Annotated in this window: 17 protein-coding genes; 7 read left to right on the top strand and 10 right to left on the bottom strand. The window is 43.6% G+C overall.

The genetic code is table 11. The features are described from left to right. The coding region (locus K5R16_RS17735; protein WP_374758405.1) for a DUF3800 domain-containing protein at positions 1 to 272 on the bottom strand (272 nt) is incomplete at its 3' end. A gap of 925 nt (positions 273 to 1,197) precedes the next feature. On the opposite strand from K5R16_RS17735, the gene rbsK reads away from it, so the two are divergent. Further along, the gene (gene rbsK, locus K5R16_RS17730; protein ID WP_259649920.1) at positions 1,198 to 2,376 is read left to right on the top strand and encodes a ribokinase; all 1,179 of its coding nucleotides are present in this window, start codon (positions 1,198 to 1,200) and stop codon (positions 2,374 to 2,376) included. Positions 2,377 to 2,505: 129 nt separating this feature from the next. Here the strand turns inward: rbsK and K5R16_RS17725 are convergent, their stop codons facing one another. Then, positions 2,506 to 3,480 carry a nucleoside hydrolase gene (locus tag K5R16_RS17725; protein WP_220739108.1) on the bottom strand — a complete coding sequence of 325 codons (975 nt, stop codon included), beginning with the start codon at positions 3,478 to 3,480 and terminating at the stop codon, positions 2,506 to 2,508. Between the two features lie 650 nt (positions 3,481 to 4,130). Here K5R16_RS17725 and betI point away from each other — a divergent pair. The 6 genes from betI (at position 4,131) to K5R16_RS17695 (ending at position 10,794) form a co-directional block, all read left to right on the top strand. Continuing rightward, positions 4,131 to 4,736 carry a transcriptional regulator BetI gene (betI, locus tag K5R16_RS17720; RefSeq protein WP_220739107.1) on the top strand — a complete coding sequence of 202 codons (606 nt, stop codon included), beginning with the start codon at positions 4,131 to 4,133 and terminating at the stop codon, positions 4,734 to 4,736. Beyond that, the gene (betB, locus tag K5R16_RS17715; protein WP_220739106.1) at positions 4,727 to 6,190 is read left to right on the top strand and encodes a betaine-aldehyde dehydrogenase; all 1,464 of its coding nucleotides are present in this window, start codon (positions 4,727 to 4,729) and stop codon (positions 6,188 to 6,190) included. The genes betI and betB overlap by 10 nt, the downstream gene beginning before the upstream one ends. Before the next feature lie 9 nt (positions 6,191 to 6,199). Next, positions 6,200 to 7,900 carry a choline dehydrogenase gene (betA, locus tag K5R16_RS17710; protein ID WP_220739105.1) on the top strand — a complete coding sequence of 567 codons (1,701 nt, stop codon included), beginning with the start codon at positions 6,200 to 6,202 and terminating at the stop codon, positions 7,898 to 7,900. Between the two features lie 317 nt (positions 7,901 to 8,217). Further along, positions 8,218 to 9,435: a BCCT family transporter gene (locus tag K5R16_RS17705; protein ID WP_220739104.1), complete on the top strand. Its 1,218-nt coding sequence runs from the start codon at positions 8,218 to 8,220 to the stop codon at positions 9,433 to 9,435. Between the two features lie 31 nt (positions 9,436 to 9,466). Beyond that, positions 9,467 to 10,171: a TorF family putative porin gene (locus K5R16_RS17700; protein WP_220739103.1), complete on the top strand. Its 705-nt coding sequence runs from the start codon at positions 9,467 to 9,469 to the stop codon at positions 10,169 to 10,171. Positions 10,172 to 10,305: 134 nt separating this feature from the next. Continuing rightward, complete coding sequence (locus K5R16_RS17695; protein ID WP_220739102.1) at positions 10,306 to 10,794, top strand: MarR family winged helix-turn-helix transcriptional regulator; 489 nt, start codon at positions 10,306 to 10,308, stop codon at positions 10,792 to 10,794. 54 nt (positions 10,795 to 10,848) lie between these two features. Here K5R16_RS17695 and K5R16_RS17690 read toward each other — a convergent pair whose 3' ends face one another. The 8 genes from K5R16_RS17690 to K5R16_RS17655 all read right to left on the bottom strand — a co-directional run bounded on the left by K5R16_RS17690 (position 10,849) and on the right by K5R16_RS17655 (position 15,620). Continuing rightward, complete coding sequence (locus tag K5R16_RS17690) at positions 10,849 to 11,139, bottom strand: S24/S26 family peptidase (RefSeq protein ID WP_220739101.1); 291 nt, start codon at positions 11,137 to 11,139, stop codon at positions 10,849 to 10,851. Between the two features lie 9 nt (positions 11,140 to 11,148). Beyond that, positions 11,149 to 11,652: a superoxide dismutase, Ni gene (gene sodN / locus K5R16_RS17685; RefSeq protein WP_220739100.1), complete on the bottom strand. Its 504-nt coding sequence runs from the start codon at positions 11,650 to 11,652 to the stop codon at positions 11,149 to 11,151. 8 nt (positions 11,653 to 11,660) lie between these two features. Continuing rightward, the gene (locus tag K5R16_RS17680) at positions 11,661 to 11,873 is read right to left on the bottom strand and encodes a hypothetical protein (protein ID WP_259649919.1); all 213 of its coding nucleotides are present in this window, start codon (positions 11,871 to 11,873) and stop codon (positions 11,661 to 11,663) included. Between the two features lie 112 nt (positions 11,874 to 11,985). After that, positions 11,986 to 12,447 carry a DUF2753 family protein gene (locus K5R16_RS17675; protein WP_220739098.1) on the bottom strand — a complete coding sequence of 154 codons (462 nt, stop codon included), beginning with the start codon at positions 12,445 to 12,447 and terminating at the stop codon, positions 11,986 to 11,988. A gap of 235 nt (positions 12,448 to 12,682) precedes the next feature. Next, positions 12,683 to 13,138, bottom strand: coding sequence for a GNAT family N-acetyltransferase (locus K5R16_RS17670; protein WP_220739115.1), 456 nt, complete (start codon positions 13,136 to 13,138; stop codon positions 12,683 to 12,685). Positions 13,139 to 13,169: 31 nt separating this feature from the next. After that, positions 13,170 to 13,826, bottom strand: coding sequence for a Bax inhibitor-1 family protein (locus K5R16_RS17665; RefSeq protein ID WP_220739096.1), 657 nt, complete (start codon positions 13,824 to 13,826; stop codon positions 13,170 to 13,172). A gap of 580 nt (positions 13,827 to 14,406) precedes the next feature. After that, positions 14,407 to 14,886: a hypothetical protein gene (locus K5R16_RS17660; RefSeq protein WP_220739095.1), complete on the bottom strand. Its 480-nt coding sequence runs from the start codon at positions 14,884 to 14,886 to the stop codon at positions 14,407 to 14,409. Positions 14,887 to 15,038: 152 nt separating this feature from the next. Beyond that, positions 15,039 to 15,620 (bottom strand): helix-turn-helix transcriptional regulator, encoded by a 582-nt coding sequence (locus K5R16_RS17655; RefSeq protein ID WP_220739093.1) that lies wholly within the window; start codon positions 15,618 to 15,620, stop codon positions 15,039 to 15,041. Between the last annotated feature and the right edge of the window lie 165 nt (positions 15,621 to 15,785).

Below are 15,785 nucleotides of genomic sequence, written 5' to 3'. Positions count from 1 at the left end.
TTACGTATTACAATACAATGGAAAGCTAACCACTGATGTTTGAAGAACATTTCTATTAGTTCTTCATAAAATTCGGCATAGTGCTTCTTATGAGCTTTTTGCCATTTAATTTCATTGTGATATCTGTGTTTTTCTCTGAGTTCACGAATTTTGCTAACAAAATCACCGCGTCTTTGGTACTTCATCCATAGTGAACCAAAGCCATAATATTTTTGTCCGCCAACACCAGATTCGTCACAAGCCACATGCCAAATTAGTTTTCCGTCCTGCATCGAACCTCCGTGTCCTGAAGTAGTGAAATGTACCTAACGTCTTAGTATTTGCACGTTGCGCGTTTATTAGGTTAGAACAGCTTAGGCGATTACTCTCAAGCACTTGATCCATAAAGGTTTGTCACATTAAAACCTAAAGCACTGTCTGGAAAAGCGAGAATGCACACTTTGCTTTCCTGTTATCACTTACAAACCGAGCACGCGTGTTTTTAGTTACTTGAATTTACTATTTTTTTTATTTTAGCTCAATAGCAAACCGCGAACTGATTGTGCTAAATGAAGAGATTAACCGTGCAAAACCAATACTAGTGTATAGAAGCATATGCATTGGTGAACTAAAAGGTTTTCGACAGATGGAGCCGATACCTTTCTGACTGATGAAAAAGTATTACAAAGAGGTCAGCGCTGCATAAGACAAATTACTGGAGATAACACATTAAGGGGAAAGATTGGATTACAAGAATTGCAGAAAACACAAATTCCCCATCGAAGTTGCCGAAGTACGTTGAAGAAATAGCCGTAACGCCCACACGGACGTGGGCATAGCTTTCGCGAGACAGGATGTCCCATCGGAAGCGTTAGGCTATTTTGAATAAGTGCGAGGAAGAAAACTTCGTCTGGGGCGCTGAGGGATTGTCAAGGGGGACAAGCGCTTTCCCCCTTGGCTCTGGTGTGGGCGAAGCGCCACGACCTTTATCAAACGAAGTTTGATTGCTATCACGCTAAAGCTCTGGTGTGGGTGAAGCGCCACGGCTTTTCGGCCGCAAGGCCGCATCCACACCAAAGGAAAATTAGGATCGCTTCTAAAAAACAAACCATTTGGTTCACTTCCCATGCTAAGCTTTTAGCTTAATCACAACCTCTTTAAACCGCTACGCGTATATTCAACCCTATGAACAAACTCAGCCGAAATGAAAGACTGACAGTGATCTTAAAACTGCTCAGTGAACACAAAACCTTATCCAATGCCCAACTTGCCAAGTTACTGCAAGTTACGCCTAAGACCATTCGTTGCGATCTGGTGTTACTGCAAAACGAGCGACAGGTGATAAGGACTCATGGTGGTGTACAGATCTCAGCGGAGTTCGATGCCGATAAATATTGTCTGGATAACCTATTATCACAGTTAACCAGCAATGCCAGTTTATCGAGTCCATCCGCGCAGACTCCTAGTAAACGTAGAGGTAATGAAATGAATAACAAGGTGTTTATACTCGGCTCTTTTAATGTCGATATCGTCTCTACATTGGAGCGCTTTCCCCAGCCCGGTGAAACGTTACATGCGCTGAGCAACAATATTGGTGCTGGCGGCAAAGGGGCTAACCAAGCTTATGCCGCGGCAAAAGCGGGCGCCAATGTCACCTTTATGACCAAAATCGGTAAAGACCAATTTAGCCATTTTGCTAAAGAGCATTTGGCGACGACCGGGATTAATAACACGATTATCGCCGAATCAGATAGCACCCCTACTGGCAATGCCCTCATCTATGTTTGTCAGCAAACTGGTGAGAACATGATTGCAGTGCACTCTGGTGCCAATACCGACATTACCCAGCAAGAGATCAAACAAGCGGAGCAACACATTGTGGGTGCAGATCTGCTGCTAACTCAACTTGAGAACAATATCGATGCGGTTAAACAGGCGATGCAGATAGCTCACGCCCATGGCGTAAGTGTGGTGCTTAACCCTGCGCCCTACCATAACGAGACTCCAAGCTTATTAAAGTATGTCGATATGGTGACCCCAAATGAAACTGAAGCGTCTTTGATGACAGGCATCGAAGTGACCAATCTTGATAGCGCTAAACAAGCAGCTGAAAAGATGAGTCAAATGGGAGTAAACAAGGTCGTTATCACCCGCGGCGCTCAGGGTGTATTGTTGTATGAAAACGGCCGTTTCAGTGAAGTGGCCGCCATAAAATGCGTTGTTACTGATACCACGGGTGCGGGTGATGCTTTTAATGGCGCATTGGTTGCACAAATAGTAAAAGGCGACAGCCTATTAGATGCGGCAAGATTTGCTAACGCCTATGCCTCATTGGCTGTAGAGCGTGAAGGCGCAGCGAATATGCCAGATGCGAGCTTAGTCGCTGCAAGGCTTTAATAGCCCGAGGTTTAACAGTTTTCCTGCTAGCATAAGTCTGCAAGTCACAAAAAAGCCTAGTGTTAAACACTAGGCTTTTTTAGCTATCCGCTCAGCTTAAAAACCGTTTAACGCTTTCAAGCCTGATAATCACTGCTGCTTGTGGCCGTAATCAATAATGGTTTGGCGGTAAATTTCCAGCAGTTCGCTATCATTCACTGCAACCCCAATACGCTGTGGTGTTTGAGTTTGCCACTCATCATGCATGTATTGACGGCCATCGAATTTCTGAATGGTCATCCCTTCTGCAGGTCCTTCAGTCACCACGCGAACCGGCCCTTCTCTGAGGGTGAACAGCTCAGGTTTAATCACATAAGCAATCGCTGATGGGTCGTGTACATGACAAGCATTTAAGCCCACTTTCTCTTTGTAAAACTTAAGATAGAAGCGACTCACGTCCCAAATAAACTGACCGACTTCAGCGGCATCATCACGCAACTTGTCTAAGTAGTCTGCCGTGAAGAAGCTTTGCTCAGTAACATCAAGCCCAATTATCACTACAGGCCAAGCTGCGCCAAATACTATATCGGCAGCATGAGGATCGTCATGGATATTAGCCTCTGCATATGGGGTCACATTACCGCGGTGATCGTTAACCCCAAATGCGCCGCCCATGATCACCACTTCTTTCACTAAGTTGACAATATTAGGCTCAGCTTGCAGCGCCAGCGCTAGGTTAGTCAAAGGTCCGATGGCGACTAAAGTGATTTCGTTTGGCTCGGCTGTTACCGCATCAATAATATATTGGTAAGCAGGGCGACTATCGGCCTTGCCCGCAACATCAGCAGGTACCTGCACATCACCAAAACCACTTTCGCCATGTACCGCTACAGTAGGCCCAACCGGCGGTCTAACAATAGGCTTGCTAGCACCCTCTGCAACATCGGCCTCAAGGCCGTACTTTTGTTTTAGGTATAGAGCGTTATGCGTCGCGCCCGCAATAGTCACGTTACCGTAAATAGTGGTTATCGCTTTGAGCTCTATCTCAGGGTGTGCCTCAGCGAACAGGATCGCCATGACATCATCAATCCCTGGATCTGTGTCTAATATGATTTTCTTAACCATTGGATCTATCATCCTGTTTTCTGTGATATCGGTATCTAGTAGTTGCGCCGCTGCACGTTAAGCGCCTCGTGACATAGACATCAATATCAAATGAGTTAAAAGTGAATGAGTAAAAGCTTAGCAGCTTAACAACCCCCTAATATACGGACAGTGTTAAACAAGGAGTGTGATAAAACCAAGAACTTCTACAAAAAAGAGAACAACTCGGTTCGTATATCAAACTTGTGTTTTAAAAATGCTTTTATTCAGTAGTCATAATGCTGGATTTCTCCTTAGCACTAATAAGCTGATTATGGGCGAATCACCTCCCCTGAGCACAAAAGGATCGTCATTCGAATAACAACAGCCCAGAGCTATCGAATGCTAAAGATTACGGTTGAAACTAATTTTTGTTCAAATTTAATTTTTTGCAAAACAGCGACTATTGAACACTTATCATTCGTCGATTTAGTCCCATGTTAATCAAACACTTACAACCGGGCGTTCCCAAGCATAAATTCATAAAATGAATCTGTGATTCAAGTCTCAAATTTTAATAAAGGTTGATAGTTACAGCTCTAACCATTAGAGTTGTTATTAATTGAACGTTCAATTAACAATTTCAGCTACAAAAATACTAACAATAATAGCCATTCAGGATCTCGCCTTTTATGCCGCGCCCGCCAATGAAAACAGTCCGCCAACAACAGCTCATCGACGCCACTTTAGTGTCTGTTGAACGTCATGGATTGCACAACACCACCATCAATACGATTAGTGGTTTGGCGGGGTTATCATCAGGGTTAATTAGCCATTACTTTGGTGGCAAGCAAGGGTTAATTGAAGCGACACAAAAATACCTACTCGATCAGCTTAAACAAGCGCTACTGAGTCGCACGGCAGATAAAGAGTTATTGCCACTGGCGAGGTTACACGCCATTGTCGAGGCTAACTTTACCGAGTTGCAACGCTCAAGACCGGCAACCAAAACCTGGTTAAGCTTTTGGTCACAAGCAATGCACGAGCCAGGGCTCGCAAGGTTGCAGCATATCAACAGCCAACGCCTATATAGCAATCTTCTGTTCTCTTTCAAAAAACTACTTCCCCATACCAGCGCCATCACTGCAGCTAAACAAACTGCCGCCATGATTGACGGATTTTGGTTGCGTAGTGCCTTGAGCGCGGCACCAGAGAAAGAGTTCGAACAGGCACAAATTTTATGTAAGGCCTTTATCGAGGCAGTGATCATGCAGTACGGAGAAACCCGATGTCACTAGTTGTATATCCAAACTATATCCACGGACAAGCGCTCAAAAACAGTAGCGGCGAAACCTTTGAAGTGATTAACCCAGCAACTGGCAAGGTCAACTACTTAGTTGAAGTTGCCGATGAAAAAATCCAACAAGCAGCAATAGAAAGTGCCAAAGCAGGCTTTGCCGTTTGGTCGGCAATGACCACTTTTGAGCGCAGTCGTATTTTACTTAAAGCGGTTGCACTGCTGCGCGAGCGCAACGATGAACTTGCAGCAATAGAAGTACAAGACACAGGTAAGCCATGGCAAGAAGCGTCAGTGGTTGATGTGGTGACCGGCGCCGATTCAATTGAGTTCTTTGCTGGACTTGCGCCGAGTATCGAAGGCAACCAACAATCGGTTGGCGATGATTTTTATTACACCCGCCGCGAGCCTTTAGGCATTTGCGCCGGGATTGGCGCCTGGAACTATCCGCTACAGATCGCCTGCTGGAAATCAGCTCCCGCACTCGCATGCGGTAATGTGATGATCTTTAAGCCGTCGGAAGAAACGCCCCTTGGTGCATTAAAGCTTGCAGAGATATTTACCGAAGCAGGCGTACCCGATGGTGTATTCAACGTAGTACAAGGTGATGGCCGTGTCGGCGCTTGGCTAACCCATAATGAAGAGATAGCAAAAGTGTCGTTCACCGGTGAAGTGGGCACAGGCAAAAAAGTCATGGCAGCGGCTGCCAGCTCACTAAAAGAAGTCACTATGGAGCTTGGCGGTAAGTCACCGTTAATCGTCTTCAACGACGCTGATCTCGACAATGCTGTATCAGCAGCGATGTTAGGTAACTTCTATACCCAGGGCGAAATTTGCACCAATGGCACACGGGTATTTGTGCAGCAAGATATCTACCCTCAATTTATTGAAAAACTCCTTAAACGCACTAAAGAGAATATTGTCTGTGGCGATCCGATGGATCCTGCAACGAACTTTGGCGCGCTCATCTCTAAACCGCATCTGGATAAGGTGATGAGTTACATTGAGATTGGCAAACAAGAAGGCGCAGAGCTACTCGCTGGCGGCCACACTTTAAGCCCTGATAACTGCCCTAATGGCTATTTTGTTGCACCGACTATTTTTGGTCAGTGCAATGATGAAATGACCTTAAGCCAACAGGAGATCTTCGGCCCGGTGATGTCGGTACTACCGTTTAATGATGAAGATGAAGTCATTCGCCGCGCTAATGACACCCGCTTAGGCTTGGCCGCAGGCGTGTTTACTCAAGACATTACCCGCGCGCACCGCGTGATACATCAGATGCAAGCAGGTATTTGCTGGATAAATGCCTATGGCGCCTCACCAGCAGAAATGCCTGTCGGCGGCTATAAGATGTCGGGTATTGGCCGTGAAAACGGCAGCGAAACCCTAAAAGCTTACACTCAAATCAAAGCCGTATACGTGGGTATGCAGCCTCTTGAAAGTCCATTTTAAGGCGCTGACATGACCTCTAAATCAAACGAAAAGTACGACTATATTATTGTTGGTGCTGGTAGTGCGGGCTGTGTACTCGCCAACCGTTTATCTGCCGATGCCAACAACAAAGTGCTGTTATTAGAAACCGGCGGTAGTGACAAGAGCATCTTTATCCAGATGCCAACCGCGCTGTCTATTCCAATGAATACCGCTAAGTATGCGTGGCAGTTTGAAACCGAAGCTGAGCCACATCTTGATAACCGCCGTATGCACTGCCCTCGCGGTAAGGTACTGGGCGGTTCTTCATCAATTAACGGCATGGTCTATGTGCGTGGCCATGCGCGTGATTTTGATGAATGGCAGCAAGAGGGCGCTAAAGATTGGGATTATGCCCATTGCCTGCCCTACTTCAAAAAAGCTGAAAGCTGGGCTTTTGGTGAAGACGATTACCGCGGCGTAACCGGACCTCTTGCGGTTAATAACGGCAATGAGATGAAAAACCCGCTCTATAAAGCCTTTGTAGATGCTGGCGTTGACGCTGGTTACTTAGCGACTGATGACTACAATGGCGCGCAGCAAGAAGGTTTTGGCGCCATGCACATGACCATTAAAAATGGTGTGCGTTGGTCAACCTCAAATGCTTACTTACGACCAGCAATGAAACGCAGCAACCTTACGGTTATCACCCATGCATTGGTGCATAAGGTATTGTTTTCGACTAAAGCGGGCGAAAGCAAAAAAGCGGTCGGGGTGCACTTTGAGCGCAAAGGTAAGCACATTGAAGTTAATGCCAACAAAGAGGTGGTACTGTCAGCTGGCTCTGTTGGTTCACCGCATATTTTGCAGCTATCAGGTGTTGGCGCAAGCGAGACACTCAAACAAGCTGGCATTAAGCAAGTGCATGAACTGCCTGGGGTGGGCGAGAATCTGCAAGATCACCTCGAGTTCTACTTCCAATTTAAGTGCCTTAAGCCAATATCGCTTAATGGCAAACTCGACCCATTGAATAAGCTATTTATCGGTACCCGTTGGATCTTAAACAAGTCAGGTCTTGGCGCCACTAATCACTTTGAGTCTTGTGGTTTTATTCGCTCAAAAGCTGGGCTTGAGTGGCCAGACTTACAATATCACTTCCTGCCAGCAGCAATGCGTTATGACGGCAAAGAAGCTTTTGCCGGCCATGGTTTTCAGGTGCACATTGGCCATAACAAACCTAAAAGCCGCGGCAGTATTAAAGTGGTTTCTAGTGATGCGCATGTTGCGCCAAGTATTCAGTTTAACTATCTGTCACATCAAGATGATATCGAAGGCTTTCGCGCCTGTGTTCGCCTTACCCGCGAGATCATCAATCAGAATGCACTCGATGAATATCGCGGCGAAGAGATCCAGCCAGGTATTAGCGTGCAAACCGATGAGCAGATAGACAGCTTTGTACGAAGCTCCGTTGAGAGTGCTTACCATCCATCTTGCTCATGCAAAATGGGCGAAGACCCGATGGCAGTGGTTGATTCACAGACCCGAGTACATGGCATGGAAGGCCTTAGAGTGGTTGATTCCTCTATTTTCCCAACCATTCCAAATGGCAATTTGAATTCACCAACCATTATGGTCGCAGAGCGAGCGGCAGACTTGATTTTAGGTCATAGCCCATTAGCGCCGAGCACAGCGCCAGTGATTACTGCCAACAATTGGCAGCAACAGCAGCGCAACCATTTACCCAAAAGATAGCACCACGAGATAGGTCGCTTGGTTTAGCGCAGCATTTAAGCGCTAAACCAGTCGATGTCCCCAGCGAACTGGAGATGTTCCGCAATCAATTTGCGCATTTCAAAATAGCTGGGTATAGGCCTCGGTCAGCCTAAGCCAAGTAGGGCTAAATGGCCATAATCGCCAACTGTAATTTATCAAACCTTAACTTTCGTTAAATCGATAATTAAGGCTTGAGGGATTTTTGCAGCCAAAATTTGCTGCAAGTTAGCATAACAATAATAAACACAAGGATTTAAACCCATGTTTTATAACAATAATAAGTCGGGAGTTCTGTAATGACTACTTGGCTTACCATAGGGATATTATTTACGTTCGCAGCCATCGCTTTTGTGATTTACCGCTGGGGCAATGTTAAGTGTGTCGGAGTCACCCCCGTGCGTACTTTCACCTTTATCGCCATTTTGTTTACCTCAGGTTTGGACGTGGGACTGATTATGTTCCCACTGACCGAATTTGGCGGTTACGCTGATGTCGCTGCCAGTCCTGAGTACGGCTTTACCAATCCGCTAGCGATTGAGTTTGGCTTCTGGGCATTTCTAATCTGGGCGTTTTACTTTCTGACCTGTTTCTATTTCTGTGTCATAGAGCCAAGAGTCAAGTTCTTCGAAATCCCACTGATTAAGTTCATTAATAACGTGGTAATTATCGGTACTTGTGCGTTTACCGCTTACCTACTATTGACCAACTTACCTTGGTATCTACCAGAGATGGGCGATGGCGAAACGGTTGTTAGCAGCTTCTATCTCATTGTATTTGTGATTATTGCCGCAGCAGTTTACTCAAGCACCAGTATTCGCTACGTACGTAAGTTGAGTTTAGCCAGTACTTGGTTGTTCATGGGCTTAATTGTATTGATGTGGGCCGGCGCATTCTTATCAAAAGACTCAGGTGTGGGCGAGTTTGTCACTACCTTTGCCATGCTGGGTGATTACTTCGGTAATATCCACCAGTTTGTGTTGCCATTAAATGATTACCACGAGTTCTACCTTTTCTGGTGGTTTGCTTGGAGCATCATGATTGGTCAGTTTACTTCTCGCTTTGTCGGCGGCATGAAAACCTATCAGGTGTTAATCGCCATGATGGTATTCCCGTCACTGCCTATCGCCGTTTGGTTTACGGTGCTGTACTACTACAGTGCCAATGAGATAGCCACCACTGGCTTCTACAACATCGCCATGGTGTTAGTGGGGATCACCTTTGTGATCAACTCACTCGACTCATTAATCCGTCTATATACCGACAACTTAAACCTTACGGTTGAACGTTTCGGCAAGACCAAATATATCGTCGGCAATATCGTGCTAATGAGTGGTCTGACACTACTGTTCCAGCTTAACTTCCTTGAGATCCAGTGGGTTGGTGCATTAGCTATTGCACTTATTTTGGCGTGCTTTGGTTATATCTTAGCCACCAAATTTAACAAAGTGGCTGCGATTGAGCATTCACCAAAAGAAAACAAAATTGATTTTAGCAAAATTGAATTAGCTAACTAATAGCTAGTCAAAATAAGAAGAAAGGGAAATGATGAAAACAACAATTAAAAGTCTTGCGCTAGTAGGTCTAATAGCTTTACCGACCTCTGCTTTTGCAGGTGTTAGCTCAACCGTTAACGCGACCTCTGATTACACTTTTAACGGTGTGAGCCAAACAGACAATGGTCCAGCCCTGCAGGCAAGCCTTGACTATGCAGCCGATGCAGGTTGGTATGTTGGTACTTGGGCATCGAACGTTGATTACGGCTCAAGCGATGACACTTGGTTAGAGCTAGACTTTTACGGCGGTATGTTTTACCAGTTAAGTGAACGTGTTTCACTGGATGCTGGTATTGCTTACTACACTTACCATGGTGACGACGCTTCTAGCGATTACCAGTACCCAGAAATTTACACCAAATTTGGTTACGCTTCATCAGCAGGCCAATCTGAGCTGAACTTCTGGTATACCTGGGATTACTTTGGTGTTGATGCAGGTCACTACATCATGATGGCCGCGCACACATTTACTGTTGCTGAAGGCCATGATATTCGTATCAGCTTTGACCGCTCGACCTCTACCGATGAAGCTAAATGGTCATGGGATGGCGATAAGGCGTATAACCATTACCGCGCTGAATACATGACTAGCTGGAAAGGTTTCGACTTTAATCTAGCTGTTGAAGACACCAGCATGGATATCGACACTGCCGATACTCGCGCTGTGCTGTCTGTTGCAAGAACCTTTAACTTCTAACGATTAGCTTTTAAGATCGCTTAGCTAAGTTGCACATGCAGTCTAAAATACGGTATAACGCTCTGTCGTTATGCCGTATTTTTATTTTTGGCATCGAATTGCCGTTAATTCAGTTTCACCAGCATGGGAAAATTATGGAAAAGTACGAAGAATTATTGATCTCATTGCGTCGAGTGATCCGTGCCATTGATATCCATTCTCGGCAGTTGAATAAGCAGTCTGGCCTCACTGGGCCGCAGCTAATGGTAATGCAGAATATCGAGCAGCTTGATGCGCCATTGGCCAAAGAGATCGCCAAAGAGGTGTCTTTAAGTCCAGCCACAGTAACCACGATTGTTGATAAATTAGAAAGCCGTCAGTTGGTGGTTAGAACTCGCAGTGAGACTGATAAACGTAAGGTACATTTATCACTGAGTGACTCAGGTAAAGCGCTATTGAGCAATTCGCCAAAGCCGTTACAGGAGCACTTTATTACTCGCTACCAAAATCTAGAGCAGTGGGAGCAAAGCCAGCTATTGTCGTCAGTTGAACGTATCGCCTCGATGATGGATGCCAACGAGTTAGACGCCGCGCCAGTATTGTTGGTTGGACAGATCCAAGCGGATGATGCCGCTAAGGGCTAATCAGTCAGTATATTTCAATAATGCTTCAAGGCTTGATAGCGTCCTTGCAAGCTATTAGCCTAGCACCCATATGACTTTGCTCTTTATTTGGGAGGCTTTAATTGGCCCAATCTCCTCAATGCCTACGCTATCCTTATTCTCGCCTTTAAACCAATAGCTACCAGTATGGTCAATATCCACTAACGTTTTGACGATGTAACCATAGCGAGGGTGAAGTAATTTAATAATGTCACCCACTTTTAGTGCCTGTTTATCAACGTGTTCTGATAGCAGTATGAAGTTGCCACTTTTAAGCCGAGGAAACATGCTGTTTCCAGCGACTTTATTAAGGCTAAAACCAAACATAGCTGTCCATTACGACTCTAGATTTGGATAGATAACTAGTTCAGCAGGTGGATACGGACAGTTTGCTGAATAAACCTCTACCCCTTTGCTAAGCCAGAATACCTCCGCGAAGCGATTAACCAGTGTAAGCAGTTCCATCGTTGCAGCCCGATCAATGTGCTGTTTGCTTTTAGAGGCCGCTAACATGATGTTATGTGTGAGCGAATGCAGCTCAGGAAAAGCATCCAATTGCGGCTGTTTTATATAATCGCCCCAGATAACTTGTATTTCAGCTTTCACTTTTTTCCCATGCAGCTCTTTCTCCCCCACCAAACGGTTGAACTGTGCCAGTTGAGCAACCGACATTTCGCTTACTTTAGGTAGCTCATTCAGCAGATCGACCATACGGATCATAGTCAACACCGCAAGTTGCGCTGTAATAGGATCGTAGATTTTACACGGAATATCACAGTGGGCAGATATCGTCTCAAACGGATATTTGCTATCAATTTTGTCGAGTAACTTCGCTAACATTTTAGCTCCTATTTATTGCCATCAAGCGATGATCTTTTTACTAAAGCCGATCTAAGTAATTTGTAGGCCAATACGGCAGCAACAACGACAGGAGCCGCCCAAAGAAAATGAATGAGATTTGAGGACTCGGCACTATGATCATGACCTGGATGGGCCAAAGCAGAGGTTGAAAATATGGCCAGCAAGCTTGTCATAGCTGCTATCAGGTAATTTATATTCATCGGTAATCCTTTATGTATAAATTGACGAAAAACGCTTTTCGCATCCAAATTGATGCAATTTAAGAAACGGTCTATGCGCGTAGATCTACTTATCAATTATGCTCTTGATAACTTAATGTAATGCACTACTTTGCCCGCCGAGTGATGCAGCAGTTTCTTCTAACGCTGAAACACAGTCATCGCAAATTGGGTGTCGCTTAGCAAAATCGAGGAGTGGCGGTATGGTTAAACTAAGGCTATTAAAAGCAGAGCTTCGCACCTCTGCAATGACAGATTCATCTGCTGACAATGTTTGCACCTGTTTATGAGCGTGCTTCAAATAATGTAATGCTATTTCACTTTGGTGCTGAGACTCATACAAATGAGCCAAATTGTGCATCCCAGCGATCCAAGCAAACAATAACTCTCGGTCACTCAATTGGTGTGACCATTCACTCTCTATCAAGGAAACGGCTTGCTGATAGCAGTACTGAGCATCAAGCCAAGCTGCCTCTTTAAAATGCTGATTACCAGAGTTCATGAGTTGCTGCCAATTTTCCATTTCACCACCATTTAGTTGCGCGAGGTTATTCATCCGATATAGTGCCGCCAAGCGATAGCAAACTTACCATCGTTACATTCAACACAACTTAAATACGAATGATTCTCATTAAAATCTAACACAGTTAAAAGCGATGCTCAAATGGCACGTTGATAATTTACTTATGTAAAGGCTGGCAGTTGGCAGGAGTTAAAATGGGCGCAATCGTGGTTAAAAAAAAGGATACAAGCAGCAAGTGAAAGGCAATGATGTGAACAATGCCAGATGATTACAAGGTTAAGGTCATAAAAGAGCTATAGGGATCAACGTTATAATCGCCAAAAGGTAAGCACTCTTGAAAACCAAACTGCTGATATAATTTTTGTGCAGGCTTAAAAGCATCCATAGAGCCAGTTTCAAGGCTTAAGCGCTGATAACCTCGAGTTCTCGCCTCAGCAATCAGATGCGCCAATATTTTATGTGCAACGCCTTGGCGAAGAAATTGAACGCTAGTGCGCATTGATTTAATTTCGCCATGATATTTATCAAGCTGTTTTAGTGCACCAATACCTACTAATTGATCAGCGCACCACAAGCTCCAAAAGGTAACATCAACGGCTTTTAGACCCGATATATCGAGAGCATGCACACTCTCAACAGGTGAGTGCGACAACATATCTTGATGGTGCTCACTTAACAGCGCTAACACCTGTTTGTTATCTAACTCTCCAACTCGGATCTGCATATTAACCATAGGTAACCTTCTCGTTTAAAGACTATTTACGACCTAATATTCTCAGTATGCGTAAGAACAAGTTAATAATATCCATATATAAGGCCGCCGCACTATCAATTGCATTATCAACGGTTTTTGGAATTGCGTTCGCTCGCGCCCAATCGTAGCCAATATAACCACAAAAGATAATCGCAACGATCCAATCTAAGATACCGTGATGAGTGTTAAAAATGAATATTTCAATGAGTTCCACCACAATAACACACAGCAATGCGACGGTAAGACCACCCGCAATTTTGTTGAAAAAGGCTGGATACATAGACCCTAGAAGCATCATCACAAACGTTACCATGCCGGTGACTCTGATTGCTTCTACTACAATATTGGGATCATATTGGCTTACCACCAAGTTAATGATTAACCCAAAAGGTACCACCACAAAGTTGTAGCCGATGAAGCTAACAATCGGGCTATCGGATTTACTGAAAAGATAGATACCAAAAAAACATGATGCAAAATAACCAATAAAGAAAATTATCGGGTTAACGCTACTTATCGATTCAACAGGGATATTGACAACCATCAACCAATTTACGGCAAAGCCCCAAATTAGCGTTAGGCCGATAACAAGGTTATAAATAGAACCACTGATGATCTTATCGTTGGTTTCAGTCCGGTTAAATACTTTTACTTCCATTTTATGTCCCTATAAATTTAATCTTTACCGTTTTTGACGGTAATGAGTAGCAGAACGAAACACTGCTACCAATTACTTAGGGCGCAAATCTATCATCACTAAGTGATTGTTGTAAATGAGTAATCATTGTTTATCGTTAGCGGAGTGCAAACCAATATCTAAAAGTGGGACGAACGTTTGCCACTTTATCCAGAGTTAGACTGCGGCTAGCAACTAAAGTCGTAGCTATGCCACATATCAAGCTTCGCTTGGCCAAGGTCGTGGCGCTTCGCCCTGTCTTGCAACAAAGAGTCGAGCTAAAGGGCAAAGCGCTTGCGCCGCGCTCTTGATTTCATAAGAGTTTATCCCTCAGTGCCCAAACGAAGTTGTCTTCCTCATATTTATTCGAAATAGCCCAACGGGGAAGCTCATTATTGGACAGGAATGCCTTAGAGCTAAAGCGCTTGCAGTGATGAATTTCATTAGTGAAAATATAGCAATCGGATATGTGGTAACGCCCTAATAATGGGCAAAAAATTGTTAACTAAAACGTTGAGGAACGAAAACAGCCAACTGTAAATTTTCTCTCTTGAACGGTTTATTAGTGTTCCAATAGCCACTTTTTAGATTCTTCTTGCATTAGAGCGCCTATTTCAATAACACCATAATTATCATTTACTTCTAATTCATCTCTAGCGTAATAAAATCCATATAGATGCTCGATCCCTACATTATCTCCAACATATTTAGTCACATTTTCATGTAGATCAAAATTATCAATATCATTGAGTAACTGCCGAAATTGAATGAATGGGTCTAATTTTTCACCAGCGATCAACTTTAAGTGATGTTTGATTATTAAATGAATTGAATCCTCAAATGAAGGAAGTTGAGCAATAAGTTTTTCAAAAAGAGGTGAAACGATATCCCAACACTTAGGTTCTGCATCAATGATATCCAGTAACTCATCAGAATAAACGCCATTGTTTAACTTATCATTTTCATAGTTGACCAAATCATCAGTATCACAAGCACCAGCCACATATTTTGCTATAAAGTAATTTTCGTTTTCTCCATTCATCTTAAATTTGAAAGCCCATCTTTAAGGAACAATAACGCCACATTAAGCAGCAAAAAATTGTTGGCTAAAATGTTGAACGGAGAGAAAACAGCCAACTGTTTTTTTGTTCGTTTGAATGCCTTGATTGCCTTGATTGCCTTGATTGCAGTAAATTACTCAGTGTAAGCAAATTTTGCATAATTAGTAGTGATTTTAGTTCCTTTTTCAGTTTTCGTTATTATTGCTTTCTCAATAAAAATAACTGAGCTTTCCAAGTGTACCTTAACACTACCACTGGCGATTTCTGGTGTAGCTGTTTCCCACTTTGAATCAACTAAAACCTCATAAGTAAGAGTTTTTGGCAAGAAAATCTCTACATTGTTACTGTAAACTCGGTAATCATTATTTGTAGATGTTATGACTTCATCTGAGTATATTTTAATATCAGATGCCATCGTAGACGGCGCTAGGAATAAAACACTACTAAAAATGGCCGCTATCGTTGAAGATAATATCGCTATTTTGGATTTTGAAAAAATTTTCTTCGATGGGGTTTCAGGCTGAAATAACTTAGCCACATCTAGATCAAAACAAGAAGCTAGTGCTTTAACCGTTTCGAGTGAACCTGAACCATTATTTTCGACTCTTTGAATCGTTCTTAAACTTACAGCACTAACATCGGCTAAATGTTGCTGGCTCCAAGCTCTAACTTTACGTTCTTCTATGATTTTTTCAGCGTTTATTTTCATTTCCATTTGTATTTATCACATGAATATATTGAAGCTATATCCTGTTGAAAAATTCCTTTTATGTATACGACACATTTACGTCACCTTAACGACAGATCAATGCCATACAGCTAACGCCGCATTAAGAGGCAAATAAATAATTGGTTAAAATAAGCGAGGTACGAGCAAAAG

It is taken from the genome of Shewanella sp. c952 (assembly GCF_019654975.1).
GTDB lineage: Bacteria > Pseudomonadota > Gammaproteobacteria > Enterobacterales > Shewanellaceae > Shewanella.
Note: the sequence above shows the minus strand (reverse complement) of the source record. Positions and strands in the feature narration are given on the sequence as shown.

Excerpts from the sequence above, each read along its gene's own strand:
- K5R16_RS17670 (WP_220739115.1), bottom strand. The coding sequence starts at position 13,138 with ATGCAGATCCGAGTTGGAGAGTTAGATAACAAACAGGTGTTAGCGCTG.
- K5R16_RS17655 (WP_220739093.1), bottom strand. The coding sequence starts at position 15,620 with ATGGAAATGAAAATAAACGCTGAAAAAATCATAGAAGAACGTAAAGTT.
- K5R16_RS17675 (WP_220739098.1), bottom strand. The coding sequence starts at position 12,447 with ATGAATAACCTCGCGCAACTAAATGGTGGTGAAATGGAAAATTGGCAG.
- betB (WP_220739106.1), top strand. The coding sequence starts at position 4,727 with ATGTCACTAGTTGTATATCCAAACTATATCCACGGACAAGCGCTCAAA.
- K5R16_RS17700 (WP_220739103.1), top strand. The coding sequence starts at position 9,467 with ATGAAAACAACAATTAAAAGTCTTGCGCTAGTAGGTCTAATAGCTTTA.
- sodN (WP_220739100.1), bottom strand. The coding sequence starts at position 11,652 with ATGTTAGCGAAGTTACTCGACAAAATTGATAGCAAATATCCGTTTGAG.
- K5R16_RS17695 (WP_220739102.1), top strand. The coding sequence starts at position 10,306 with ATGGAAAAGTACGAAGAATTATTGATCTCATTGCGTCGAGTGATCCGT.
- K5R16_RS17665 (WP_220739096.1), bottom strand. The coding sequence starts at position 13,826 with ATGGAAGTAAAAGTATTTAACCGGACTGAAACCAACGATAAGATCATC.
- K5R16_RS17725 (WP_220739108.1), bottom strand. The coding sequence starts at position 3,480 with ATGGTTAAGAAAATCATATTAGACACAGATCCAGGGATTGATGATGTC.
- K5R16_RS17680 (WP_259649919.1), bottom strand. The coding sequence starts at position 11,873 with ATGAATATAAATTACCTGATAGCAGCTATGACAAGCTTGCTGGCCATA.
- K5R16_RS17705 (WP_220739104.1), top strand. The coding sequence starts at position 8,218 with ATGACTACTTGGCTTACCATAGGGATATTATTTACGTTCGCAGCCATC.
- betI (WP_220739107.1), top strand. The coding sequence starts at position 4,131 with ATGCCGCGCCCGCCAATGAAAACAGTCCGCCAACAACAGCTCATCGAC.
- K5R16_RS17660 (WP_220739095.1), bottom strand. The coding sequence starts at position 14,886 with ATGAATGGAGAAAACGAAAATTACTTTATAGCAAAATATGTGGCTGGT.
- K5R16_RS17690 (WP_220739101.1), bottom strand. The coding sequence starts at position 11,139 with ATGTTTGGTTTTAGCCTTAATAAAGTCGCTGGAAACAGCATGTTTCCT.
- betA (WP_220739105.1), top strand. The coding sequence starts at position 6,200 with ATGACCTCTAAATCAAACGAAAAGTACGACTATATTATTGTTGGTGCT.